The sequence below is a fragment of the Shewanella sp. MBTL60-007 genome (assembly GCF_019654915.1).
In the GTDB taxonomy this organism is placed as follows: Bacteria; Pseudomonadota; Gammaproteobacteria; order Enterobacterales; family Shewanellaceae; genus Shewanella.
The window spans coordinates 118,831-144,367 of sequence record NZ_BPET01000002.1; the positions used below are offsets into that span (position 1 = coordinate 118,831).

At 45.0% G+C, this 25,537-nt stretch carries 21 protein-coding genes; 11 read left to right on the top strand and 10 right to left on the bottom strand.

Annotated elements, in window-relative coordinates; genetic code table 11:
• Positions 1-432 precede the first annotated feature (432 nt).
• Complete coding sequence (locus K5Q92_RS01290) at positions 433-2,592, top strand: LruC domain-containing protein (protein WP_220767242.1); 2,160 nt, start codon at positions 433-435, stop codon at positions 2,590-2,592.
• Positions 2,593-2,603: 11 nt separating this feature from the next.
• A complete protein-coding gene (locus tag K5Q92_RS01295; RefSeq protein WP_220767243.1) occupies positions 2,604-3,131 on the top strand; it encodes a hypothetical protein in 528 nt (175 codons plus the stop codon).
• Positions 3,132-3,274: 143 nt separating this feature from the next.
• On the opposite strand, the gene K5Q92_RS01300 is transcribed toward K5Q92_RS01295, so the two are convergent.
• The 4 genes from K5Q92_RS01300 to K5Q92_RS01315 all read right to left on the bottom strand — a co-directional run bounded on the left by K5Q92_RS01300 (position 3,275) and on the right by K5Q92_RS01315 (position 6,478).
• Positions 3,275-3,520, bottom strand: coding sequence for a DUF333 domain-containing protein (locus tag K5Q92_RS01300; protein WP_220767244.1), 246 nt, complete (start codon positions 3,518-3,520; stop codon positions 3,275-3,277).
• A 67-nt stretch (positions 3,521-3,587) separates the two neighbouring features.
• A complete protein-coding gene (locus K5Q92_RS01305) occupies positions 3,588-4,292 on the bottom strand; it encodes a hypothetical protein (RefSeq protein WP_220767245.1) in 705 nt (234 codons plus the stop codon).
• Positions 4,293-4,767: 475 nt separating this feature from the next.
• Positions 4,768-6,066, bottom strand: a complete 1,299-nt coding sequence (locus K5Q92_RS01310) for a serine hydrolase (protein ID WP_220767246.1) — start codon at positions 6,064-6,066, stop codon at positions 4,768-4,770.
• A gap of 52 nt (positions 6,067-6,118) precedes the next feature.
• A complete protein-coding gene (locus K5Q92_RS01315) occupies positions 6,119-6,478 on the bottom strand; it encodes a hypothetical protein (RefSeq protein WP_220767247.1) in 360 nt (119 codons plus the stop codon).
• Positions 6,479-6,628: 150 nt separating this feature from the next.
• Here K5Q92_RS01315 and K5Q92_RS01320 point away from each other — a divergent pair, with 150 nt between their 5' ends.
• From K5Q92_RS01320 to K5Q92_RS01350, 7 genes are all read left to right on the top strand, one after another.
• Entirely contained in the window at positions 6,629-7,270 is a 642-nt protein-coding gene (locus tag K5Q92_RS01320) for a hypothetical protein (RefSeq protein WP_220767248.1), read from the top strand.
• A gap of 129 nt (positions 7,271-7,399) precedes the next feature.
• On the top strand, positions 7,400-8,032 hold the full coding sequence (locus tag K5Q92_RS01325; protein ID WP_259649455.1) for a CIA30 family protein: 633 nt from the start codon (positions 7,400-7,402) through the stop codon (positions 8,030-8,032).
• Positions 8,033-8,044: 12 nt separating this feature from the next.
• Positions 8,045-8,680 (top strand): HAD family hydrolase, encoded by a 636-nt coding sequence (locus K5Q92_RS01330; protein WP_220767249.1) that lies wholly within the window; start codon positions 8,045-8,047, stop codon positions 8,678-8,680.
• Positions 8,681-9,181: 501 nt separating this feature from the next.
• Positions 9,182-10,312 carry a ribosome small subunit-dependent GTPase A gene (rsgA, locus tag K5Q92_RS01335; protein WP_220767250.1) on the top strand — a complete coding sequence of 377 codons (1,131 nt, stop codon included), beginning with the start codon at positions 9,182-9,184 and terminating at the stop codon, positions 10,310-10,312.
• A gap of 342 nt (positions 10,313-10,654) precedes the next feature.
• Positions 10,655-12,892 (top strand): acyl-CoA dehydrogenase, encoded by a 2,238-nt coding sequence (locus tag K5Q92_RS01340; protein ID WP_220767251.1) that lies wholly within the window; start codon positions 10,655-10,657, stop codon positions 12,890-12,892.
• Between the two features lie 553 nt (positions 12,893-13,445).
• Positions 13,446-14,321: a nucleotidyltransferase gene (locus K5Q92_RS01345; RefSeq protein ID WP_220767252.1), complete on the top strand. Its 876-nt coding sequence runs from the start codon at positions 13,446-13,448 to the stop codon at positions 14,319-14,321.
• Positions 14,321-14,983, top strand: coding sequence for a hypothetical protein (locus K5Q92_RS01350; RefSeq protein ID WP_220767253.1), 663 nt, complete (start codon positions 14,321-14,323; stop codon positions 14,981-14,983). The genes K5Q92_RS01345 and K5Q92_RS01350 overlap by 1 nt, the downstream gene beginning before the upstream one ends.
• Before the next feature lie 452 nt (positions 14,984-15,435).
• On the opposite strand, the gene K5Q92_RS01355 is transcribed toward K5Q92_RS01350, so the two are convergent.
• The 5 genes from K5Q92_RS01355 to K5Q92_RS01375 form a co-directional block, all read right to left on the bottom strand.
• Positions 15,436-17,445: an alkyl/aryl-sulfatase gene (locus tag K5Q92_RS01355; RefSeq protein WP_220767254.1), complete on the bottom strand. Its 2,010-nt coding sequence runs from the start codon at positions 17,443-17,445 to the stop codon at positions 15,436-15,438.
• Positions 17,446-17,558: 113 nt separating this feature from the next.
• Complete coding sequence (locus K5Q92_RS01360; protein WP_259649456.1) at positions 17,559-18,593, bottom strand: AraC family transcriptional regulator; 1,035 nt, start codon at positions 18,591-18,593, stop codon at positions 17,559-17,561.
• A 45-nt stretch (positions 18,594-18,638) separates the two neighbouring features.
• Positions 18,639-19,127, bottom strand: a complete 489-nt coding sequence (locus tag K5Q92_RS01365; protein ID WP_220767255.1) for a hypothetical protein — start codon at positions 19,125-19,127, stop codon at positions 18,639-18,641.
• A gap of 193 nt (positions 19,128-19,320) precedes the next feature.
• Positions 19,321-20,730 carry an ammonia-forming cytochrome c nitrite reductase subunit c552 gene (locus tag K5Q92_RS01370; protein ID WP_220767256.1) on the bottom strand — a complete coding sequence of 470 codons (1,410 nt, stop codon included), beginning with the start codon at positions 20,728-20,730 and terminating at the stop codon, positions 19,321-19,323.
• Positions 20,731-20,804: 74 nt separating this feature from the next.
• On the bottom strand, positions 20,805-22,016 hold the full coding sequence (locus K5Q92_RS01375) for an NnrS family protein (protein WP_220767257.1): 1,212 nt from the start codon (positions 22,014-22,016) through the stop codon (positions 20,805-20,807).
• Between the two features lie 394 nt (positions 22,017-22,410).
• Here K5Q92_RS01375 and K5Q92_RS01380 point away from each other — a divergent pair, with 394 nt between their 5' ends.
• A complete protein-coding gene (locus tag K5Q92_RS01380; RefSeq protein WP_220767258.1) occupies positions 22,411-23,031 on the top strand; it encodes an NAD(P)H-dependent oxidoreductase in 621 nt (206 codons plus the stop codon).
• Positions 23,032-23,033: 2 nt separating this feature from the next.
• A complete protein-coding gene (locus K5Q92_RS01385) occupies positions 23,034-24,962 on the top strand; it encodes a monovalent cation:proton antiporter-2 (CPA2) family protein (protein ID WP_220767259.1) in 1,929 nt (642 codons plus the stop codon).
• Positions 24,963-25,045: 83 nt separating this feature from the next.
• Here K5Q92_RS01385 and hpf read toward each other — a convergent pair whose 3' ends face one another.
• Positions 25,046-25,402, bottom strand: a complete 357-nt coding sequence (gene hpf / locus K5Q92_RS01390) for a ribosome hibernation-promoting factor, HPF/YfiA family (protein ID WP_202722397.1) — start codon at positions 25,400-25,402, stop codon at positions 25,046-25,048.
• Positions 25,403-25,537: the final 135 nt, after the last annotated feature.

The window sequence follows — 25,537 nt, forward strand, 5'->3', positions numbered from 1 at the left end:
CCTCCCTCAGATAGTTAACAAAATGTTATCAAAAATAAACTTAGCACTGTTAAGCACTTGCTCCAAGTCATTCCGACCAAAGCAGTAAAACAAGTATGGTCTATCCCACGTAACAGACCTACTTGCCCAAAAAATATTTACCGATTAAGCAAAAATCGAAGATGAGAACAACGACACTCCCTCGTTATAAATAGCCGTTGGAAATAGCCTTACATAAGCCAAAATCTACCTCACAATGTCTCCCTATAATTCATTCCTCGTCACTTCAATTCGGTCTCTATCACTATTAGCAAAATGCAAAAAATGACTTCATCGACTCAAAAAAAATGCACAAGCAAACATATAAACAACTGAAAAACATAAACAAAAACTAACGGCACACCTTATGCATTATTTAATCACAATAGATAACATGACAGTGAGAGATGCATTATGAGAATATCCAAGCCGACTCCATTGAGCTATCGCTCCGCCTTGCTTCTACCTCTGCTGATTTCAGCAAGTGTCAATGCATCAGCCCCCTTTGATGCCTGTCCGACAGAAGCTTTCATCATCCAAAAACAGTCTAATATCCCTAAAAGCTATGGTGTAAACCTAGCGACAGGGAGTTACATCATCTTGTCTGACGATATGGGCACAGGTAACGGTTATAACGGCGTAGGTTTTAACTATCATGATAATTATCTCTACGGTTGGGATTACGCTAGCGGCTCACTAGGCCGCACAGGTAATGACTACCAGATAACGGCACTCACTGTCAGTAAAGATTCTGCCTCTGCAACTGCTGGTAACTTCTTTGTGGGTGATATCGCTATAGATGAGAACGTTTGGTATGGCTATAGAAAAGGTAAAGGCTTATTTAAAATTCCACTGGATAATCCCTCAAGCTACAGCATGACGCTGGTGCCCGGCAGTATCGACTACGCCACCTACAATATCACCGACTTTGCCTTTCATCCCACCGATGGCTATATGTACAGTATTAGCAACGGCGCTTCAGGTAATCTATTACGCATCGACCCAGCCACGGGAGAAGCAGTAAACCTAGGTACCGTCATTACATCGACTTCTGGCAACTTTACCTTTGGTGCTCAGTTCTTCGATCCCGATGGCAACCTCTATGTCAGTAACAACAGTAATGGCTATATCTATAAACTCAATGTGAACGCCGCCTCACCCACTCCAGTATTATTCGCCTATGGCCCAGCCTCCTCGAGTAATGATGGTGCTCGCTGCGCCCTAGCCGAAGTCATACTCGGTGATGACGTTGATTTCGGTGATGCACCAGACAGCTATGGCACACTGCTAGACTCTAACGGAGCGAGACACACCATTAGCGAGAACCTTTATTTAGGTGCCAGTGTCGATAATGAGTCCAATGGCTATCCATCACCATTGAGTGATGACAGTAGCGATAACTCCGATGATGAAGATGGCGTATCTATGCCGACAGGCTTTGAATTAGGAGAAAGCGCCATTTTACTTGTTACCGCTAAAGGCAGTGACGGCTACCTTAATGCTTGGTTCGACTGGGATCATGATGGCAGTTTCAGCGCTGAAGAGCAGGTCATTACTGGCGAAAGTCTCGCTGATGGCCAAAATACCCTCAGTATCGATGTACCTAGTTGGGCCAAGACGGGCTCTACTTGGGCGCGCTTTCGTCTAAGCACTCAGCAAGTGATTAACCCAACGGGTGGCGTCGGTGACGGTGAAGTAGAAGATTATGCGGTGACCTTGACTGAAACCGGCGTCACCATTAATTACTACCCCTCCTCTTCAACCTATACCACCCTCGCCTACGAAGATCTTTACCCAGATCAAGGTGACTTTGATATGAATGACGTGGTGATTCAGCTGCGTCTTATTGAATATGTCAAAAACAACCAAGTAAGACGCATCGGCTTTGAGGCTCAGCTGGCCGCAATGGGCGCCGCCTACCATAATGGCTTTGCCATTCATCTACCGGGTGTCGAACGCAGCAAGATAAAAGAATCTGTTATCAGCTGGTCCATTGATGGGGTTGCTCAAACGAGCTCCCCCCTGGAAACCGGACAATCTAATGCTGTATTTGTCTTTACCCAAGATCTAAAGCAATACGTCACACTTGAGCAAGGCTGTCAGTACCTTAGAACAGAAACGGGTTGTGAGACTGCCTATAGAACCACTTGGTCTTTCGAGATCCCCTTCGAGAGCCCAGTGGACGAGAACCTTGTTCCTGCATTTCCCTATGACCCGTTTATCTTTGCCACGCCCAATACCGATCATGGCTTAGCTGCGAAGAATGTCGTCGGTGAAAATCCAGGACGTCAGTTAGAGATCCACCTAAAGAACCAAGCCCCTACAGACAAGTTCTCGGCTAACTACTTTGGTGCTCGAGATGATTCATCTGATCCGAGTGCAGGGCAATACTTCCAGGATGAAAACGGCATGGCTTGGGCCATCGAGATCCCCGTCACTTGGAAACACCCTAAGGAGAAGGTACGACTAGACGATGCTTATAGCGACTTTGTCGATTTTGCAGCTGATAGTAGCGGTAACACCAAGCCGACTTGGTACGAAAATGCCACAGAATCATTAACCTTTAACGACTAATGGAGCATGCCATGAAAATCCGAATCGAAAAATTCATCAATATCCCATATGGCTTGATGGTATGTGGCGCGCTACTTATCACGGCTTGTGGCGGAGGTGGCGATGATGCGCCTGATACTCCGGCTCCAGTTGAAACCGCATCAACAACCACTGAGACCACAACTGGGACCACAACGGAAGATCCAACTCCAGACCCAACTCCGGATCCGACGTCACTGGACGACTTAGTGGTAGATGCCGACAACAAGCTAGAATCAGCCTACCTGTTAACGATTAATATCGATAAAGATAGCACTCAAAGGGGTTACTTTTCACTGTGTGATGATTACCAAACACAAAGTGATGGCTACTCGGTTAACTTTGATTCCTGTCTATTTAGGGGACCCCTTAATGAAGGAAAGCTCAGCAAAGAGGTTAAAGTGGCCAATCATGAAAGCCAACTTATCGCAGTAATTTGGTTTTATGAGGGGCAAGATCCCCAGTACTCACAGTGGCAATATAAGCAAGATGCAGATTCGCAAGTACTCACAATGAACTAATAGTGATAATTAACGCCCGTATTTAACTGAGTCACCTAAAACGTATTTGCAGCGATGAGCTATTTCCCGCCATCGCTGCGCCTTTTTACAAACCTAACCCATAATCATAAAACTCAGACTAGATTGCTCCATAATTTTCATCCTTATTGAGTCTTATGATCGCGTCGGTACAGTAGCCACTCTTCGATAATCTCCCCATCTGGTAATTTACAGACTCCTATCTGCCCACCTTTACCTTCCTTTATCGCTAACTCACCATCAAGTGACACACAATAGTCAGATGCAGGGTTGGACATATTCGCCCTTGAATTAGAGCTTTGCTGATTGCAGCCAAAAATCAAAACTAATAACACGACTAAAACAGCCGAAACACCGAGATGCTTATTCATCTGTTAGCTCCTAGTTAGCAAAAGAGCGCCCTAAGGCACCCTTACAGAGTATTGTTTAAAAAACGAATTAAAAACGGTAACCGACGGTAAACATCCAAGTACCGAAGTCTTTATTTTCTAAGTCATTCTTGCCGCGTCCCAAAGAAACAGCTTCAGGCTTACTATTGTTATAACCACTTGCAGAATATTTCAGGTCTCTAGCGCCATTTTGGAAGGTGTAATGCAGGTTAAAGTTAAGGCCGTTATCTAAGTAATAGCCCACCCCCACCATTGGGCGAACCACGGTATTACTCTGCGCATTGAGATCTAGGCCCGCGTAGTTAACAATTCCCCCTGGTGCCACATCTTGTGCCGCAAAGCCTGCCGATGCGCTGTACTTTGAAAAATCCGCACCCGCTTTAACGGCAAGATGCCCTGCGCCAACGGCAAACTGATAACCCACATACAGTGTGTGCGCTTTATACTTCTCTTTAGTGTAAGTGTTTAGCTCAATATATTCCGCGTTATCATCGGCAAAGGGGACTGGGCCAACATTGCCAGAATTTGTTGACCAATTACGCTTATCAGTTTCACCTGTATAGGTATAACCTAAGATAAAATCTTTATAACCAGCCTCAAGGCCCGCAGCCACATTGCTGCCCATCGCCTTATTTTTTGACACACCAACCATTGGGTTGATAGTGAAATCACTAGCGCTCGCAGTGTGTGAAACAGCCATTGCAGAAACAGCTAAAACCGAAGATAACACGCTAGTTAGTAAAACTTTTTTCATGATTCATTCTCTCTATGTAAATAAACTAAGGCCTCTTGCCTGAGTTACCACTTCATCCGTTATCAGTGGTGATTAATATCAGTCAACATGAGGATTAGCCCCACTTAGCTGACCTAAAAGCCACTTAACAAACCTGCGATAACCTCGTTAGCCATCACTGTCGCCGTTAAGATGAGTACATGGTAAAGAAGGCCGTTTTACCAAACATCATTAAGAAAATTGGTAAACAATAGAGATAGAAAGGTAAGCTGAGTCATTGACCTGTTGGCAGAGTCCAAAAGCAACATTTAAGGCAATGATCAAATCTTAGATACAGAAAAGGCCGTTAATTGAATAACGGCCTTTATTGATAGAAATCGATAGCGATTTTATTTATCTCAACAATGGGAGCCTAAGTTGAAGTAAAAATAGGGGGCCATCCGTGGCTAGAGAGTCCATGAAACTGTCGCCTATTTTTTAGTGGTCAAACAAATTTTTAATCTCTGTGGCTGGGCATCGCATCCAAAATAGCGGGAATTATCTGCTTAAATATCATCAAGGCCATTCTTGGTGGCTCCATATCACCAAACCCCGAGTTCATCGCAATCACGGTTTGACTCTCTAAGTCCATGGCAAGAATTTGCCCATGAATACCAACCATTGCCAAGACTTTATAGGTTTTCCCTTTACTGTTAGGAAGATAAAGTACTCTAAACTGATCTTGATACCAGCCTTTAGCCAGCTTAGATTCCTTGCCCTGACGCCATGAATGACGAACCTTGTCGTTGCCTTGCATCAGTGACTCAATGAATGCTGTAGGGATCACCTGCTCCCCCCTAAGGTTTTTACCACCATTAAGTATCACCTGCCCTACTCTGGCAAGATCTCGGGTTGTGATATTCAACCCGCCAGAGGCAACGACTTCACCATTTCGATTGGCCATCCAGCGAGCTGGATTTTCAACGTCAATTTTATGCCATAATTTTGCAGCAAAAACCTCGGCTAATGGCTTACCCTGCACTTTTTCAACAACCTTACCTAACAGCTCCGTATTGATATCTAAATAATCATATACTTTGCCGATTGGGCGATAATTATCTAGCACCTTGGCATAATCCATAATGCTGCGCATATTTGAGTATTGACTATCACCATTCCAGTCCTGGGCCTCAGTCATGCGATCATCCCAAAGCTTACCTTGGGAAAACTTAACACCGATCCCTGAGCGCATATCGGCGACCTCTTGCACAGTGGCATTCTCAAAGCCAGTGCCTTTCAATTCTGGTAAATAGCTGACTATAGGTAAATCCATATCAAGCTTTCCCTCTGCAACCGATATTGCCGCCAGTATCGAAGTAAAAGATTTTGTCACCGACATCTGTAGGTGTGTTTGTTCTGGACCATAGTCATTAAAAAAGTGCTGATGCGCTAATTTTCCATTATTAAGTACTACCATAGAATGGTTTTTTAACCTGTCTCTAAGCAGTACTTCGAGACTATGTGGACCATCAAGGTCGTTTGCTTTTAACGACAGTAATTCAATCGGAGCCTCCCGCCATGGTTCAACAGGATTTGAATTTGCAGGAGCAATTGCCATATGACGAGTAAAGCGGTATGCGTGGGGAAAAGTCACCGCGGCGTTTGCGGCTTGATCCCAATTATCTTGAGTCACTGCAAAGGCTGCCGCCTGTGAGACAAATTCAGTATCGACGGGTTTAAACTCTACCGCGTTAACTGAAGCTATTTGAGTCGAAATCACTATTCCGATTAATGTATTAATAAGTCGTTTTTTCATAACAGCTCCTGCTGAGGCTAATGGCTAATGGCTAATGGCTAATGGCTAATGGCTAATGGCTAATCACAGTATCGAACTCAAAACACACATGGTTGTTATGCTCGAAAAACGCTGAAGAGGTGGTGACCCTATGGGGTAGCTTGGTTTTTAGGTAGGCATTCGCCACTTTTCTTGCCGAGTTTTCACTGGTATCGGTAAATAGACCCGTTGTCGTGAAACAACTCAGCAGTTTTGTGCTTTCTGGCGAACGCGGCTTAGGAAAAGTCATGCGCATATCGTCATAGGTGAATTCTGGCGCAGAGGTGCCCACAACTTCATAATTTGCCATGGCTTTAGCCGCTCTATATGCATGTCCCATTGAGCAGCCACTAACGGCTACAGCAAGCACGATTAGCGCTAATTGATGTTTCATTCCAAGTCTCCTATTAGTTTGATAACCGCAATGTGCCAAGCTATCGTTCACTAGAAAACTACTCAGCTCTTAGTATTGCTTAGTAGTCCTTGGAAATTAGTCTGAAATAGGTAAGATGGAGCCACCGATTAGCCCAAAAATGGATCCCACATGGAAGTAAAACTTTCACAAAAGGCACAAGCAGAACTTGGTACTTTAATGGTCAACACTCCGGACCTAATCCACCTTCTTTCCCTGCTGCCTAAAGAGAACTTAAGCGAATATCCGTTGTTGCAAAAAGAGCTAACAAGCAAACACCCCAATAGCCGTAGCTACAATAAGGCACTAAAAGATAAGGTTTTTACTAAAGAGGAGTTTAGAGACCGTATTTTTGCAAGGCTGGATGTTTTTGCCTATGAAATGGCAATAAATCTCAATACCGATTATTTAATTGAACGAGTGAGCTTGCTCGTAGGGGATGATATTGCCCGCATCGACGAGCTAGAGATCAATGAAATCGGCGCCGATGTTCTGCAGCGAATTTTAACCGACTTAAGCACCGATGTTTGTAAGCAGATCCAGCCCAAAGGTGATCACCCGTTTCTTGCAGAACGTGGACGCATCGACCATAGTTTTTGGCGTCATGCAAACAAAGCCTATAGCGCATACATGGATGGATATAATACCCAAGCTTCATTAGATGCTTGGTGCCAACTCAACTTACATACACGCTGCCCACAGAGCTTTATCCGTTGGCTCAAGGCCTACGGCAACCCAGCTGAAGTAGCTGAGTGGGTGAGCTATGTAAGCTAAATTGATTGTCAAAAATAGCCGCACCTCTGTGCGGTTTTTTTATTTTGGCTTAGCATTAAGCTATTAATAAACCTTTTGTGCATTTGTTTCGTAATCAATGTCAAACCAAGCTTTTAGCAAGGTCAAAACATGCAACAGATAATGAAACAGTTCCCAAAGATGTTCAGTGATTTTCAGCAAAAACAACATCACAATAAAAAATCTGTTTACTCACTTTCGGTCATGGCGGTACTTTTGATTATGACAATCAATCATCCAAGCAAAGCACAAGCTCAAGAGTATACTCTAACGCTTAGTCAAGCATCTGATTGGCGCCTAATTAACGACACAGTAATGGGTGGCATATCCGCGAGCAAACTGGATATCGACAATGGCATAGCAAGGTTTTCTGGTACTTTATCGTTAGAGCAAAATGGCGGTTTTGCGTCTACGCGAACATCACTATCAACACCTATTGCCAGCGCTGTAAAAATGATCTGCTTGCAAGTCAAAGGCGATGGCAGAGATTATCAACTAAGACTTAGAACCGATAATCAATGGGACTCTTTTGCTTACTCGAGCCATTTCCGTACGCAAAAGGATACTTGGATAACCATACAGTTCAGCCCTAGTGACTTTACTGCCGTGTATCGAGGCCGCCCCGTTGAAGCGCCTGCACTGAGCTTCGACAACATAAAACAACTGGGATTTTTAGTGGCCGACAAGCAAGCTGGTAACTTCGAGCTATCGTTTAAAGAGCTCCATTTCATCACCGCAGATTAAGGATAGTTTTGATTGAGTATTACCATTAACAAGGCTTTTGACTTTAGCCAAATTAAAGGGGTGATTTTTGATTTAGACGGCACCCTCGCCAACTCAAATCCAAATTTTGCTGGCTTAAGAGCAGAACTAGGCATTGCGCCTGCGACCGATATATTAAGTTACGTTAATTCAATCACAGAACCAACACTGGCAGAGCAAACACAAGCCATAATCCAGCACTATGAGCTTGAAAGCTCACACGGCGCCACATGGATCGCTGGCGCGCCACAACTGATGGCGTTTTTAACTAGCTTACACATACCGCAGGCGATTCTAACCCGCAATATGCCAGAAGCAGCCCATATCACACTAGCCAAGCTCGACTTAACTATCGGCGTCGATTTCGACCCACTGTTGACACGGTTTGATGCCAAAGCTAAACCTCATCCAGAGGGCGTTGAACGTATTTGTGCTCAGTGGCAAATCAAACCTGCCAATATTTTATTTATTGGTGATTACCTGTTTGATCTGCAAACGGCCAACAACGCAGGTACAAAAAGCATCCTTTATACACCAAGTGTGATCCCTGATTACGCCTACCAAGCCGATATTGTATGCCAGTGCTACCTAACACTTATCGACTATTTGCGATCTCAGTTACAGACATAAACACTTAAAAAGCTACCGCGCCCCTATCTCTATAAGTAGGTTAAGGCTAGCAGGGATGCCTATAAGCCTTTACCTGCTACACTGCTATTGTTAGATTGAGTTGCTACATTAGCTATTGTGAGATTGAGCACAAGTTCACCAACATGTAGTCAGCAAACCTAGCAAGGCAACTAAGGAGTTGCTAAATTACCTGCAAAGTTTGTTTTGTTGTGCCTAGCACACTCTGCCAACGTCCTTATTAACGATAACTTTAGAAATGGAGAATTTGATGATTGTAGTAAACCCTAACTGGGCAGCTGCAGCACGTTAAGTACCCTCTCTTGTCAAAGCAAGAGTCTGTATTACACATGTGAGTCACACGAGCGAGTATGATTTTTATCATGCCGACCTACTCTGCTGACTTGTAAAAGCACTTTGCCCGGTAGTAGATAACAAGACCGGGAACTTACCTATTTTAAGTCCCCCAGAATCAATATTCAGGCGCTTTGCGCTGGGGTTTATATGACCAAATTAAATCGTTTTAATCATTTAAAATCAAACTCGTTTACGCAAAAATCAGCTGTTATCAATACACCTGAACAAACTCAATCTGCAGCGACATTAACAAGCTTAAAGCAATTAGGCTGGAATGGATTTTTTCAACAGCAGCTTATAACTGAATCAGCAGATTATACCTGTATCGCACGAGTGAGCGCTCATCATCGCAGCCAATATCAGCTATTAACAGAAAGCGGCGAGTTAAGTCTAGCTATCCATCAAAGTATGCCGGAAATGACGGTAGGCGACTGGCTACTACTCGATAAGCAGCAACAGTTTGTGTCCTTACTTGAGCGTAACTCACTGTTTAGTCGCAAAGCGGCGGGATCCAAGGTGGAGCAACAGCTTATTGCCGCTAACCTTGATTGGGTCTTTATTGTTTCGTCGCTTAATGATGACTTTAATGTTAACCGTATCGAGCGTTACTTAGCCCTAGTCAATGAGGCAAAAGTCACCCCAGTGATAGTGCTAACAAAAGTCGATTTATGCGATGAACTTAGCCCTTTTATTGCCGCGCTGCGAGAGCTTGATGCCAACCTACTCATTGAAACGGTCAATGGTTTAGATAAGCAAAGCACTCAGGCGCTGAGTCACTATTGCAGTGAAGGTAAAACTGTCGCCTTTATTGGCTCATCGGGAGTGGGTAAATCGACCTTAGTTAACGCGCTGTTAGGTGAATCGAGCCAGATCACATCAGCCATTCGCGAAGATGACAGCAAGGGCAGACACACCACAACGAGCCGCTCGTTACACTTAACTCACTCAGGTGGTTTACTACTTGATACACCGGGTATGCGCGAATTACAACTTGCAGACTGTGAAGACGGCCTAAACGAAACCTTTGCCGATGTGGTTGAGTATGCAAAACAATGCCGCTTTGCTGACTGCCAACACCAGCACGAACCCGGCTGTGCGGTACAAGCTGCAATCACAAATAATCAGTTAACTGAGCGACGCCTGCACAGTTACCAAAAACTGATGCGTGAGCAAGCCATGAATGGCGCGAGCATTGCTGAAAAACGTGCTAAAGATAAGAGCTTAAGTAAGATGTATAAGCGGGTTCAAAGTAACGCTCGGGTGAATAAACGAGGTTAACTTATCAATTAACTTAGCTGTTAACGACAAGGGTAATGCCCTTGTCGTTGACTATGCCCTTTTCCCTTTTCCCTTTTCCCTTTTCCCGCTTAACCTGTTCTCCCTGCAACTGCTACAAACTTTTCCAGCAAAGCTGAGAAATCATCCTGCATTATTTTAAAAATAATTTCATTTAAGCGTACACGCGTAAGCTTATGAAATTTTTACCTTAAAAAACAAAAATTAAACACCGGCGACCTAAAAATCCAAACAAGCGTTTAAATTTGTTGTTTGAAAATTTGATCTACGACTCATTTTGTGACGTAATGTGAAGCATAACTTCTGGTCGGACGAGCATTTATTATGAGCATAAGAACACAACTAAAAAAAATATTGCCAAGCATTTCTACCACAGAACAAGAGGCGCTTGATGCCGGTGATGTGTGGTTAGAAGGTTCGATTTATCAAGGTGTACCGGATTTTGCAGCCCTACGTGATATCCCTGTGGCAAGTCTTTCTGCCGATGAACAAGCTTTCCTTGATGGTCCAGTCACCACCTTACTGGAAATGGTTGACGACTTTGAAATTCAACGCAGCACCCATCTGCCTGAAAACATTCTTACCTTTTTAAAAGAGAACAAGTTTTTCTCATTAATCATTCCAAAATCTTTTGGTGGTCTTGAGTTTAGTCCTTATGCCAACTCAACCATCGTTGCCACAATTGCAGCTAAGAGTTCTGCCGTGGCCGTCACCGTAATGGTGCCCAACTCTCTTGGCCCCGGTGAGCTACTCATGCATTACGGTACATCAGAGCAGCAAGATTACTGGTTACCGCGCTTAGCCAATGGTCAAGAGATCCCATGCTTCGCACTAACTAGCCCTGAAGCCGGCTCTGATGCCGGCGGCATTCCCGATATTGGTACTGTCACCATGGGTGAATACCAAGGTGAACAAGTATTAGGATTGAGTATCACTTGGGACAAGCGCTATATCACCCTCGCCCCTATTGCCAGCGTATTAGGTTTGGCCTTTAAAGTTGAAGATCCTAACGGTTTACTCGGCGGCAAAGAGCAGCTTGGTATTACCTGTGCGCTTATTCCTAAATCTCACCCAGGTGTGCAGCTTGGCAATCGTCATGATCCTATGGGGATCCGTTTTTACAACGGTACTACCCGCGGTGAAAACGTATTTATTCCTATGGACTTCATCATTGGTGGCCAAAAGAATATCGGTCGCGGCTGGGCAATGCTAGTGGCTTGTCTTGGCGCAGGGCGCGGTATTTCACTGCCCGCTCTAGGCGTATCAGTGAGTCAGGCATCATTTAAGTCTTCTGCTGAATACGCAGCAGTGCGTGAGCAGTTTGGTTTATCAATTGGCAAATTTGAAGGTATTCAAGAGAAGCTCGCCGATATTGCCGGTAAAACTTACCTACAAGAAGCGATGCGCGTACTCACAACCGAAGGCCTCGGTCTTGGCTTAAAACCATCAGTTGTAACCGCCATTGCTAAATACCATATGACAGAGCTTGGCCGCGATGTACTCGATTCTGCGATGGACATTCAAGCTGGTAAGGCGATTCAATGTGGTCCGCAAAATACCTTAGCCTCAGGTTATGTGGCACAGCCAATTGCGATTACCGTTGAGGGCGCCAACATTCTTACCCGTAACTTGATGATTTTCGGTCAAGGCGTGATGCGTTGTCACCCATACTTACAATCTATGGTTGAATCTATCCACTCAAATGAGAAAAATGCAGACAAAGTCTTTAACGGCATTTTGCGTAAAACCGTTAGCTACAGTGTTGGCAACAGCTTACGTGCCTTTAAACTAGGTCTATTACCATTCACTGCATCAGCAGCGTCAACCCTTGCGGAAGTGAAACCATACGAGCAATCAGTACATAAGCTAGCTTCTAAACTTGCGGTCTATGCCGACTTTTCGTTACTGGTACTTGGTGGCAAGTTAAAGCAAGCTGAGATGCTGTCTGCCCGTTTAGGTGATGTGATGAGTTACCTATATGCGGCGATGGCCTCTATTCGTTACTATGAAAAGAAGCTAACCGCAGAACAGCGAATAGAAGCGGCGCCGTACTTCCATTACGCCACGCGCTGGTCGCTATGTCAGGCAGAAAAAGCATTATTAGACTTCTTAGATAACTTCCCATCTTCAGCCACACGTAAGTTTATGCGTTTAATCACCATGACTTACTCAGCGAAGATGCCAAAAATCAACGATGACTTAGTACGTGAGTTAGCCGAGCAAGCTCAGTTAAATACCGAGTTTAAGCACAACCTAACTCATCTCGTTAAGCCAATTGCTGGCGACGGTAACGACATTAATGAGCAGGCTTACCTTGCTAAAATTGCGTGCTTACCACTACTGGCTAAAGTTAAAAAGGCGATTCGCGCTAAGACATTTAAGCCAGGAGTAAGATTTGCATTGACCTTAAATGCGGCACTTGATGCAAAAGTCATTAGCGATGCCGAGCACAAGTTGCTACAAGACTATAATCTTAAGCGTGAGCGAGCGATTCGCGTCGATGAGTTTGACTTTGATATGAACTTAATCAGCGACAAGCCAGATTTAAAAATCGCTAACTAGTTGCTAACTGTGGAGTTGCTGCTCAACATGCAGTTATAAACAGTCACTAAAAAGCCACCGCAAGGTGGTTTTTTTAGCTTCGAAATAAGCTAATTCAATTTTTGTTTTTACTCGGTGTTATATGGCTGTGAGCTATAAATAGTCACTTCAGCATGATTAATCGCCTGCAGCGGGCGTATGTGCAGACACTGCTGAAGCTCGCCTCAAGTACATCCCTGTAGGCTCAACGAAAACATCCATGTTTTCGACGGTTTCAGCCGTATCTGCACTTGGTTAGACAAGCACGATTCTGCTGATTCGGAGCAATGGCTAAAAGGCTAGTTTATTATCTGCCGCAAATTCGCTCCGCCCTTTATATTCAACGTTAATATCAATGCTTACCTTGCAATTTTTAATGCTCGTTTATCCAACACCATTCTGCTAGAGTGCTTATTAATCAATAGCTTTGATTTAGCAAAGCTTAAATAATAGGTTTATTAAATGTGCATGCGCGTTTTCCCAAATATACGCGCATGCGCACTAATAAGCTGTTAGCGTTTTAAAGGAATGAGCCATGAGTTTGGAAGATAAACTATCCGGTTGGACTGCTCCTTCTAGCGACACGGAGAAGGATAAGCAGGATAGAACTGAACGGATGATTCGTGAAGCGATAAACTCGCACGCACCATTCGATAATTGTTCGTTGAAAGTTTTTGCGAAAGGGTCTTATGCGAATAACACGAATGTGCGTTCAGATAGCGATGTGGACATAGCAGTGGAATGCACGGAGGTTCAATATTGGGAGGAGTCAGAGAAAGGCAACCATCCGCCAGGAGAATCGTATGAAGGTATTTGGACTCCAGCAAAATTGAGAGCTGAGCTTATTTCTGCAATGGAAGCAAAATTTTCCGGACAAGTAGATTCGTCGGGGTCCACTGCTATACAGATAAACTCTAGCTCAGCACGCGTGGATGCGGATGTAGTTCCATGTTTCAGCTTTCGTTACTACATGAACAATGGGACAAGGGATGGGACCAAAATATTTAAAAGAGATGGTAGTAGTATCGTCAACTATCCCGCCCAACAGATGAAAAATGGAACTGAAAAGAATAATGCAACTAATTACGCCTATAAAAAAGGGGCTCGCCTTCTAAAGCGAATTGAAAATGCAATGGCAGATGATGGAACATTCAGAGAATTGCCATCTTTCTTCATGGAGTGTTTAGCTTACAACTGCCCAAATCATGTGTTTTCTCATTCAACTTGGACTGAGCGACTGCGAGCTATGCTGTTTCATATTTGGGATAATCTTCAGGGTGAAGAACCGGACGAGGGTCGTTGGGTCGAAGTAAATAATTGTTTTTTCCTATTCCATTCGGGCCAAAAATGGACTCGAAAGGATGGCCGTGAATTTGCTAAGGCGGCTTGGAATTACTTTGGATTTGAGTAATGCGCAACGTAACGATTAAAAGTTCGCTTTATTTACTGATCGGAATATCAGCGGTAGCATGGTTTTCTCTCGCGTACTTTGGCGGCTTGGATCTATCAAAAGTTAAAGACTTCTTTGGGCTTGTTCCGAAAGTAGTGAGTATTGATTTGTTAATAATTGCGGTTTTCGTCAAGTGGGGATGGAAGTTAAAGTTATTTAGAGGGTGGCTTGTACCTTTCCCAAATCTAAACGGAAGCTGGTTGGGCTTTATATACTCAGACTGGAAAAATCCTGAGACAGGAGAAAAACCACCTCCAATACCAGTGATGCTCACTGTAAATCAATCATTTTTCCATGTGAGCTGCATGATGTTTACAGGTGAGATGGAAAGCTCTTCATATTCAGAGGGTTTTCTAATTGATCCTGATCGTCAAATTAAAAACATAGCATACTCATATACAAGCAAGCCTAGATTGAGCTTAAGTGATAGAAGTATTCCCCACGATGGGACAGCAGTATTTAAAATAGTTGAGAGGCCAAAGCTCAAGCTAGTAGGCAGATATTGGACAGAAAGATTAACAAAGGGTGAAATAGTCCTTGAGTATCATTCAGAAGAGTTACTCGAAGAGCTTCCAGATGATTTTGGAAATCACCCTGTGACAGAAGATGAGAATCGACGTTAACAAGGCGCTGCTGTCGGACAAATTCTCCGCTACGCTTCAAATTTGCCGCAGAGCGCGGCGTTACAGCACATACGTTTCCTAATTCTACAAACTACCTTAGAGCCTTTTAACCACAGTCCAATAACGAGCTAAAGCTTTAGCGATAACTCTAAATGTCAAAGGTTATGCTTTTCTAACTCAGTGTAGACACGGCCGTGACCGTCCATGACATGGACGTCATGGTCGAGCTTACAAGGATGTATTTATAGCGTGTCACGGCAGTGTCTGCACATGCGCTGGCCGCAGGCCATTGGAACCACTTTTGTTAGATGTAACTCTTAGCCAAAAATATATCGACTCTATGTTGCATTTACCATCAATCAAAACTGAATTCATTAGGTTGACGGTTTAACGCAAATATTATTGCGAACTCCAAAACAAAGGCGCCCGCTATGACGCCCAGTCACATTCGACTAAGGTGTGACAATATTAAACACACCTTTGGGTTTATCTAACGATGAAAAGAAGCTGACTAAATCAAGCTTGCTGCCCTCAATTTCAAGCTCGTCAGAAAACAGTACCTCTTTCACTCCAGCATTGCCTATGATGAGGTCGACAAATAGCTCATGACTAATGTTTAATGTCGCGTTGGCCTTGGCAGATTTTGGCGCGAGCTTATGATGCAGAACCGCATTGTTAAGGCTTAATACGTAGTTTCTATCGAGATCGGTAAAGTTAATATTGAGTACAAACTCCTCACCGAAGACTTCAGGGCCGATCACCCGCGTTGCCATTGACTGCATAAAGTTATCGAGTGGAGAGTGCAGTAAGATCTGCTTCATAGAGGCGAGATCGATACCCTTTTCAGGACTGCCGTGGCGCAGCTCATAGGCAGCACTAAGGTACACATCTCGCCACGGCGCCGATTCCGCTTGATAGCCTAACTGATCATAGATATGTGCAAGTAACGCTTTTGCCTTATGGTTATCAGCATCGCTAACCACCAGATGGTTGATCAGCTCGGCTGCCCAGCGATACTCCCCTGAGTCCACTGCCAGTTGTGTTGCCGCCATGACCTTATCTGTGCCCCCCATTAGTTCAACATACTTAATGGCGGTTGCGGTGGCTGGCAGCGGATCTAAGTTAACTGGGTTGGCGTCGTACCAGCCTAAATAAGCTTGATACACCGCCTTGGCATTGTGCTTAACTGTGCCGTAGTAACCGCGACTAGCAAAAGTATTAGAAAGTGATGGCGGCATTTGAATTTTTTCGGCAATTTCAGCCGGAGTCAGCCCGGCGTTAAGCATACGCACCGACTGATCATGAATATACTTATAAGTATCACGCTGCTTTTCTAAAAACTCATTCACCTCGGCTTGGCCCCAGATAGGCCAATGATGACTGCCAAAATAGACTTTGGTATCTCGCTGAGCATTGAGGGCTTCATCAATTGCTCGGCTCCATACCAATGCGTCACGCACCTTTGCACCACGTAACGTATACAAATTATGCATATTTTTAGACACTAATTCGGCGCCGCAATAAGCCTGCTGCTCTGGCAGGTAAAAAGTAAACTCGGCGGGGGCTTCTGAGCCTGATACGATTTGAAATTCAAAGGGAACGCCATCTATCTCCATAGCAGAGTCATGCCCGACCACCACATTTGGACTAAGAATGCCAAATTCACCAAAGGCTGGCTCTTTGCCTAAACCTGAATCGATATGCCCCCGATCCGAACGCGGCAGCTGTTTACCATACATGTACATGGCGCGGCGACTCATGGCTGTGCCAGCCATGACATTCTCGCTGGTCGCCTCATGCATAAAGCCTGCTGGGGCGATGATATCGACTTCCTCAGCAAAGACCTCTCCATCAGCCAATAAACCGAGTGCACCGCCAAAGTGATCCATATGACTGTGAGTAAAAATGATGGCTGAAACAGGCCGCTCTCCTAATGTTTTATTCAGAAAATCAAAGGCGACCTTTGCGGTTTCGGCAGTGGTAAGTGGATCAACAATAATCCATCCGCTATCCCCCTTAATCACCGTCATGTTGGCCAAATCAAAACCCCGTAACTGATAGACATCGGTCGTAACCTCAAACAGTCCATCGATATTATTCAGGCGAGCTTGGCGCCAAAGGCTGGGGTTAACACTCTCAGGCGCTTCTCCCTCAATAAAGTCATAAGCGGTTCTATCCCAGACAATGTTACCACTGGTATCGAGCACTCTCAGCTCTGGCATTTTGGCGATAAAGCCGCGATTGGCATCGTCAAAATCCTGAATATCATCGAAAGGAAGCTGAGATAAGAGGCGCTGATTTGCCTCAATGGTATGGGGACTTGCGGCTGTAAAGCCTGCGCCATCAACCTCTGTGAGCGAACCTTCTGAGGTGTTGCTCTCTGGCTGGCAGCCGACAATAAAAAAAGCAGTTAATCCCGCAAGTAAATAGGGCTTGAGCGTCTCTGTTTTTGTTATTCGCATAGGTAAAGGCTCGGTTGTTAAAAACTACAAACCAACCTATTACATACCGACAACATCATGGTTATCATTTTTCGCCAAATCAATTGTTAGAGGCAAAACTGAACCGAGTATAACTAAGCCGATGAATCTGCTACCTGTCGATATTGCGAGGGACTCATCCCCCGCCAAGATTTGAATGATCGGGTAAAGTTACTCACACTGCTATAGCCTAAAGTGTCGGACAGTAAGCTAATGGGCATATCGGTGTTAATGAGGTAATGATGTGCTAACTCTTGGCGTTTGAGTTTAAGCAACTCTCTAAAGCCCGTTCCTTCCAGCTGCAAATAGCGACCTAAGCTACGTTCGCTAATATTGTACATCTGGGCTATTTTAGCTGCAGTAGGCTCTTGATTAAGTAAGCTTGCATGGATCCCTTGACTGGTTTTCTGTCGCCAACTCAATGCCTGCATATTATGCAGGTATTGACGAACAGCCAATTCATTAGACTCAGCTAATTGCGGATCTTTGGTCAGTGACGTCTGCTCCAGAACACTTCTATCCATCCACATACAGTTATCCACGGCATTAATTACCACAGGACAACCGAAGCAGTCTTGCCATGGCTGAAGCGATTTAGGCTCGCTACGCATTAACTCTACCTTACGCACAAAGTGTCCATGACCAACCATCTGCTTACCCTGCTGCATCAAGCTACTAAAAAACGCATCGATAGCGAGCTCGCTGATCTCAACCCCGTTTAGGGGGCTAATGGTAAATCCAAGCCACTGAGGTGTACGTTGTAGGCGGATCTGACCGCTATTACTCACGAGGGCTGAATATTCGGGGAGTGCTTCGAAGGCTTGCGCTAATGAGTCACAGCTCATCATGAGCCTGCCTAATGAGTGAAAGTGTATAGGGAAAGCATACTGGCCAACGGTTAGCCCAAACGCATCCGATGCAGACGCCTGCTCGGCTGCTTGCCAAAGTCGAGTCATCTTATGGATTTCAACACGACCACTCGGCTGCGCTTCCAATGCACCAAGATCTAACCCAACTCGCTCAAATAATGCCTTAGGCTCGATATTGCTAACACTTAATGCTCTAGCAATTGCCAGAGACCAAGCCGCAATCGTGGTGTAGCTAGCTGAGTTCAAGGTATCCGAGTCCAAACTAACGTCCAACGATGAAATAATTAACGGGTAAAAAAACTAAAATCACAGCGACTCACCATGACGACGAATATGAGTGATAAGCCCATGCTTATCAAACTCTAGGCTAATCACACTGAGGCGTTCAATATCCAGTGTCTGGCTCTGGCCTGTGGGTTTAATTTTACCTTTTTCTACCAGCTTGATAACCACGACGTTGGGGCCGACCATCATCTGTTGGATCTGCACTTGATTCTCTAAGGTTTGCTGTTTCATTTTCTCAATTAGGCGGGCGCGTAACTTGGCTTTATCGGCAGAGAAAGTCACCTTATAATGGACATACTCATCGATAAAACTCTCTGATAACAAGCTAAGGTAACAGTCGATATCCTCAACCCCGCTATCGAGCCTCTGCCTAGCGTTCTTCGCCTCGACAAAATCCAATCCCTTCTGTTTAAGCTGAGCTTCACTTAAGCCTGCTAATGCAAAACTAAAGTTTGAAAACACCATTGTTGCTACAAATAGCGATAATAGCCACGCCACTCTATTACACATAATCAATCCCTGTTTTTAGATAATGGTAAATGCGATTTCAAACTTGTATCAGCTACCTTAGCATCAAAAGATATTGAGCAAATACTATCCATTAAAAACAGGTTATCAGCTTGCATGAACGCTGTCACCTAAACACAAGGGCCAATAAAAAAGGCTCAAACGAGAGCCTTTAATTCAATCACAATACAAGCGGTTAGTAACCGTAACGAGTCACTTCTGACCAGTTTTTATCGACCTCTTGCTTAATAAACTGCTGCTTCTGCTCGGTTAACTTATCAAGCTTAATTCCCACAGCGGCTTGAGCCGACTCTTTGCTGCTAATGTCAGGGTAATCAACCTTAGTCACAGCGAACATCTTCAAAATTTCGGCTAGCGATTCACGGGCATAGTTGACCTGCTTGATCGACATATCGAGCAGCGCGTTCCCCTCTTTTGGGTTATGAGCATATAAACCATGGGACGCCATGGCAAAATCCCAGCGCCACTGCGAGTGACGAATCGCCATAATTGCATCGTTCATCAACGGCCAAGTTGCTCCCGCTTCCCACGCCGCTGCAGCCTCGTAATGAGCTTTTACTAGCAGATCTTCTACTTCTCGCGCCTTAGCGTTAATTGTCGCCTTACTGTTCTCAAGAGACTTGATAATGGTTTTTTCACTCTTATGGCAGTTTTGGCAAACCGAGTCGAAATGATCCAGTGCCTTACTCACCTTGTGGCTGGTAAAGGTATTGCCACTTGCGTCTGTCTCTTCAGGCATATGGCAGGTAATACAGGTCACCCCAGCCTCTGCATGTTCACTTCTTACCCAGTGCTCAAACTCTGGATGACGCGCCTTGAGGATGGGGGTTTTAGAGATAGGATGGATCCACTCATAGAAGCGACGAGTATCATAGTACTTCTCAATATCGTCAACATTGTTACCAAAGATCCAAGGGATATTGACCTTGTCACTGCGTTCCGGCTGGAAGTAGTAAGTCACATGGCACTGACCACAAACCTGCGCACCTTGCATATTCGCATCTTGCTTATCGAAAGGCAGGTGCACTTTGGCCATCGCATCTTGGGCGTGAGGACGGGGTAACGCCAGCTCAGCCTTACCGTCCACATGACAGTCGGTGCAGTACACAACACTGTTTATCTCTGTCCCGAGGTCGGTAAAGTTCTTGGCCGAGAAGCCCTCCACACCTAGCTCTTTCATCAGCCTTGGGGCATCGGGTGTCTTACAGGTCCAGCAACTGGCCGACAAGCCCTTATCTCCGGCAGCTGGCGGCACGCCTGTACGCAGCGTATGAGTCACATCCGCAACGGCAAAATGATGGCCTCGTGGGCTGTTATATTCTTTAGCAAATGACGAGCCTGCCCATAAAATAATGGCTGCAGGGTAGCTCGCAAGCATATCTTCACGCTCAGTTTGCTCTGAGGTCTCCTGCCAGCTCTCATACTGCACTGGAAACTTAGCCCTTAGTGCCTTGTCGCGTTGCTGCTGCTCTTTTGCGCCTGCAGTCTGTGCATTGGCATTTTCCTCTGCCTGCACACTCGTTATCGGCATTAGCAAGGCTAAAGATATCGACCCGGCAATTTTTATCAGATTTTTTACTGTCATTTGTTTTTCTATCAACCTTATGTTTTTACTGAACTCTTCTCTATTTTTAATCAGTTTTCTTTTAAGAATGAAACCTATCCTGGCCGGCCGTCGATACGTGGTTTAGAGAGTATCGAGGCGTAATTAAATACAAACATCGCAAAAGCTAATGACCAAAAACCTCCCGCAAGCCATAACCATAACTGGTACTCGGCAGGTGCGACTATCGGCATAACAGCACGTAATATTGCCGCGATTGGCAAGCAAGCGAAGGCTAACACCATATTAGGACCTTCGTAGATATTGCGACTGGTGTGGCCTAAGGAGACTCTGGAGATCATGGACAGACATATCCCAGCTAACGAGCCAATGGCAAACAGATGCAATAGGTGACGATAGGCCATAGTGTCATCAATACGCCAAGCCATGGCTAATAATGTTATTGGTAACAGCAAATATGAGACTTGCAGCGACCAAAGCATCGGCTCTTTCAGTGTCTTATGGGGATTCCATCGTGACCAGCGTAGCAAGTGTAATCCACCTGCGGCGTATAGTAACGCTTGCTCCACCTCTTTGGGCATCACCTGACTAATCGCCTGCACAACTAAAGCCACCATAATAATGATTAAGCTGTTATCAAGCAGAGCGATAGGCTCAGGTTTCGTCGCTTTGATGCGAATTGCTGTAAAGAAGGGAATTACGCGCCCACCGACGATAGTGATCAGTAGCCCTAACCACCACAGCATCGATTGCCAAATTTGCTGGCTCAGTGAAAAATCTCTCTCACTTAGAGCGTAGTAGCTTAAAAGATTAATCATCATCGCCACCAGCAGCATGATAGGAAAGCCGATATTGTGCCACTGTTTAACCTTATAGATACTTCGCCAAAGTTTAATCGCGGTCAAACCTAAAAACAGCGAGTCCAGTAGTGCCGGTAGCCACAGTGGAATCGACACTGGCAGCAATAGAGTCAACCTTGCCAATAACCAGCAAGCGAACGTCAGCGCCAAAGCCCAGCCTTTCATACCTGGCTGATTCGTCCAGTTTTGAACCGCTGTCAGCAAAAAGCCACATACGATTGCCAATGCAAAGCCAAACAACATCTCATGGGGATGCCACCACAGGGGAACGACTTTTACCCAAAAGTCCGTCTGGAATAAACTGTATTGGGGATAGAACCAGGTCAGTAGCCATAGCGGCACGAATAGCATTGCAACACTTGCGCCACCTAAGAAAAAAGGTCTAAACCCCAAGCGCAAGATAGCCGGAATTTTTTCCGTCGCTTTTGGATCATCAATATTCAGCATAGTCCACCTTACAAACAAGCATTTCAAATGCCACTTTAATTTAATCGTCAGTGTATCCGCGCCTATTCGTGATAACAATCACTATCGCTTTAGATTATAGCTTCTGTGACCCATGTAGCTATCTGGCTGTTTTAAAACTATATCTTTTGGAGTAGACGGCTCACCAAGCAACATACTTCTAGTGGCACTAGGTACAGACTATCACGCCAATTTGACATTAGACCGAGCAAGTTCCCCCATGGATTGCCACCTGATAAACCCAAACTCGAGTCGTTTATATAAGGCTATCGCCAACGGAAAACTAAGCCATCTAAATGCCTAAAAACAGTTAGCGTATCTTGCTGTCTATGCTAGATTAAATAGTAATCTGTAATGTCAACTGGCTGGATAAAAAATGACACTCGCTGCAAAGAAAATCCTCGTGCTCTATGCACATCCCTCCCAAGAACGATCCGAAATTAATACTCCACTCTTTAAAGCGACCCAATTACAGCCAAATGTGACCGCAGTTGATCTCTATGGGGAATATCCCACATTTAGGATCAACATAGACAAAGAGCAACAAAGACTCAGAGACCACGACATCGTGGTCTTTATGTTTCCACTGTATTGGTACTCCACTCCAGCTATTTTAAAAGAGTGGCAAGATCTGGTATTAGAGTACAACTTCGCCTATGGAGCTAAGGGCAAAACCCTGTGCGGCAAGACCTTTCTGTGCGCTCTTAGTGCCGGAGGCAGTGAGTCAGCATACTGTGAGGAAGGCTATAACCATTTCACCTTGAGGGAGTTACTTCGCCCCCTTGAACAGATGGCCAACTTAACTGGCATGACCTTCTTAGCACCGTTCGCTTTGTTCTGTGCCCGAAGCGCCTCCGATGAAAACCGTGTGGATACTCATGTTCAAAAGTGGGTGAGAACACTCAGAGCACTCAGTGAGGACAGGTTTGATATCGAACAGGCGCAATCGCTCGAAAAACTCAATGGTCACCTCGACCTGTTGATCCGGGAGCACTAATCATGACAGCTTACTTTATTCAAGCTTTTATCTATTTATGCGCTGCCGTTATCGCTGTGCCCATCGCCAAAAGACTCGGTCTGGGCTCAGTACTGGGCTACTTAATGGCTGGGGTTGTGATAGGGCCTATTATTGGGCTGGTGGGCGCAGAAACCAACACCCTGCAGCACTTTGCCGAGTTTGGTGTGGTTATGATGCTATTCCTAGTAGGCCTCGAGTTAGAACCTAGAATGCTGTGGGATATGCGTAATAAGCTTATCGGTTTAGGCGGCCTGCAAGTGGGGCTATCTACCTTAGTCGTGATGGGCATCGCCCTAAGTTTCGACTACGGCTGGCCTATTGCCTTAACTGTAGGGATGATTTTCTCGCTATCATCGACCGCTATCGTACTGCAGACCTTTAATGAGAAAAACTTAACCAAGACAGAGGGAGGAAAAAACGCCTTCTCTGTGCTGCTGTTTCAAGATATCGCCGTCATCCCTATGCTGGCATTTATCCCTTTGCTGGCTCTGCCTGAATTAGTTGAAAAAGCACAATCTGTTGCGAGCAGTGCAGCCGAGCACCATGAAGAGCTGTCGTTAGTGGCGGGGCTACCGGGCTGGGCTTACGGTATTGTGGTCTTGATGGCGATTGCCAGCGTTGTGGTTGGCGGCCACTACTTGAGTCGTCCACTATTTCGCTATGTTGCCAGCTCGGGGCTGAGAGAGATCTTTACCGCAACAGCACTTATGCTGGTTATCGGCATTGCAGCACTTATGAGTCTTGTCGGTCTGTCTCCCGCACTAGGCACCTTCCTAGCCGGTGTTGTACTGGCTAACAGTGAGTTTAGGCATGAACTTGAGTCCAATATCGAACCATTCAAGGGATTATTACTCGGGCTATTTTTTATCACTGTAGGCGCTGGCATCAACTTTGACGTGCTCATCAGCAACATAGGTCCAGTAATGGCAATGACCTTTGGGGTTATTCTGATCAAGGCCCTAGTATTACTGGCACTGGCCTTTATATTTAAGATCAGGGGGAGCGACCGCTGGCTATTTGCCTTGAGCCTAGCGCAAGCCGGTGAATTCGGCTTCGTGCTACTTAGCTATACAGTGCAAAACCATGTTATCACCAATGAACTCGCGCAATTGCTGTCACTGGTTGTCGCCATCTCTATGTTCCTCACTCCGGGATTATTTATCCTGTTTGATAAGGTAATTTTGCCTCGATATGAAAAAACAGAGAATACTCGCGAACCCGATGATATCGATGAGAAAGGTACGGTAATTATTGCCGGTGTCGGCCGTTTTGGCCAGATAGTCAATCGTCTGTTAGTAACCAATGGTGTGAAAACTGTAGTACTCGACCACGAAGTTCAGCAGGTCGAAAACCTTAGGAAAATTAACACCAAGAGCTATTACGGCGATGCCACCCAGCCCGACCTGCTCCATACCGCAGGTATTGAGCAAGCTAAGATGTTGGTCGTGGCGATCGATAACCCTGAACGCGCCGTAGCCTTAGTCGAATATATCAAGCATACCTACCCCCATGTGATTGTGATGGCACGGGCATTTGACCGAAGACACCTTTATCGCCTACGTAATGCTGGGGCTGATTTTATGGTGAGTGAAACCTTCCATTCGGCACTCAACCTAGGAAAGCATGCGCTGATAAGGTTAGGTGTACATCCGTTCAAGGCCGAGCAGCAGCGGGCGACCTTTTATGAAACGGAAACGACCCATAAAGATACCCTATATGAAGCATGGAAGCAGTTTACCGAAGACGATAAGTACCTAGTACATTACCGTGATATGTTTATTCAGCTTGAAGAAACCCTGAGTGCAGCGATGAAGGATGAGCGATATCGTAGCTACTCGAAGGCGGAGCGGAGTTGGACCCCTCCTCCTAAGGAGAATCATACCGAGTTTTCCAAGGCGGAAAGCGATTAACCATCGATAAAAAAGCCCTCGTTACCGCTTAGTAACGAGGGCTTTCATCTATTGTTGAGTAACAAAAATCTTATCTTTAGAGATTAGACTAAGTTCATCTCTTGAACTTTCTCATGTGCAATCTCTGGTGTCGTCACAACTGGCTTGGCGTGTAAGTCAGCCTTCAGTTGACCTTTACGATGCTTTAGTGCCGCATCGAGTTTTTTAGCTGCGTTGGTAATCGCTGGATACATAACGGGATCATTACCTGACGCGGAAATTCGACTTCCTTCATAATTGGTTCTGATTTCAACCTGGAATTCGCCATGCTCTTTAGAAATAATAATATCTAAGGCGATCAGGGTTGGAAAATGACTCTCTATCTTCGAAAACTTCTCTTGGACATGCTGTCTTACTACGTCTGTAACATCAACGTGGTGACCAGAAAGATTTATTTTCATAGGTTTTCCTTTTTACAATGACTTCTTACCTATTACATTTGAGGCTTTCGCTTTAAATTACAAGCTTTATTAAAAATAATTTATACGATTTTTTCAAAAAATCATCCTTAAAAATCGCTGCAGCCCAGTCTGTAT

Excerpts from the sequence above, each read along its gene's own strand:
- K5Q92_RS01310 (WP_220767246.1), bottom strand. The coding sequence starts at position 6,066 with ATGAAAAAACGACTTATTAATACATTAATCGGAATAGTGATTTCGACT.
- K5Q92_RS01375 (WP_220767257.1), bottom strand. The coding sequence starts at position 22,016 with ATGCTGAATATTGATGATCCAAAAGCGACGGAAAAAATTCCGGCTATC.
- K5Q92_RS01295 (WP_220767243.1), top strand. The coding sequence starts at position 2,604 with ATGAAAATCCGAATCGAAAAATTCATCAATATCCCATATGGCTTGATG.
- K5Q92_RS01345 (WP_220767252.1), top strand. The coding sequence starts at position 13,446 with ATGAGTTTGGAAGATAAACTATCCGGTTGGACTGCTCCTTCTAGCGAC.
- K5Q92_RS01315 (WP_220767247.1), bottom strand. The coding sequence starts at position 6,478 with ATGAAACATCAATTAGCGCTAATCGTGCTTGCTGTAGCCGTTAGTGGC.
- K5Q92_RS01300 (WP_220767244.1), bottom strand. The coding sequence starts at position 3,520 with ATGAATAAGCATCTCGGTGTTTCGGCTGTTTTAGTCGTGTTATTAGTT.
- K5Q92_RS01325 (WP_259649455.1), top strand. The coding sequence starts at position 7,400 with ATGCAACAGATAATGAAACAGTTCCCAAAGATGTTCAGTGATTTTCAG.
- K5Q92_RS01290 (WP_220767242.1), top strand. The coding sequence starts at position 433 with ATGAGAATATCCAAGCCGACTCCATTGAGCTATCGCTCCGCCTTGCTT.
- K5Q92_RS01350 (WP_220767253.1), top strand. The coding sequence starts at position 14,321 with ATGCGCAACGTAACGATTAAAAGTTCGCTTTATTTACTGATCGGAATA.
- rsgA (WP_220767250.1), top strand. The coding sequence starts at position 9,182 with ATGACCAAATTAAATCGTTTTAATCATTTAAAATCAAACTCGTTTACG.
- K5Q92_RS01305 (WP_220767245.1), bottom strand. The coding sequence starts at position 4,292 with ATGAAAAAAGTTTTACTAACTAGCGTGTTATCTTCGGTTTTAGCTGTT.
- K5Q92_RS01385 (WP_220767259.1), top strand. The coding sequence starts at position 23,034 with ATGACAGCTTACTTTATTCAAGCTTTTATCTATTTATGCGCTGCCGTT.
- K5Q92_RS01320 (WP_220767248.1), top strand. The coding sequence starts at position 6,629 with ATGGAAGTAAAACTTTCACAAAAGGCACAAGCAGAACTTGGTACTTTA.
- K5Q92_RS01380 (WP_220767258.1), top strand. The coding sequence starts at position 22,411 with ATGACACTCGCTGCAAAGAAAATCCTCGTGCTCTATGCACATCCCTCC.
- K5Q92_RS01355 (WP_220767254.1), bottom strand. The coding sequence starts at position 17,445 with ATGCGAATAACAAAAACAGAGACGCTCAAGCCCTATTTACTTGCGGGA.
- K5Q92_RS01370 (WP_220767256.1), bottom strand. The coding sequence starts at position 20,730 with ATGACAGTAAAAAATCTGATAAAAATTGCCGGGTCGATATCTTTAGCC.
- hpf (WP_202722397.1), bottom strand. The coding sequence starts at position 25,402 with ATGAAAATAAATCTTTCTGGTCACCACGTTGATGTTACAGACGTAGTA.
- K5Q92_RS01340 (WP_220767251.1), top strand. The coding sequence starts at position 10,655 with ATGAGCATAAGAACACAACTAAAAAAAATATTGCCAAGCATTTCTACC.
- K5Q92_RS01365 (WP_220767255.1), bottom strand. The coding sequence starts at position 19,127 with ATGTGTAATAGAGTGGCGTGGCTATTATCGCTATTTGTAGCAACAATG.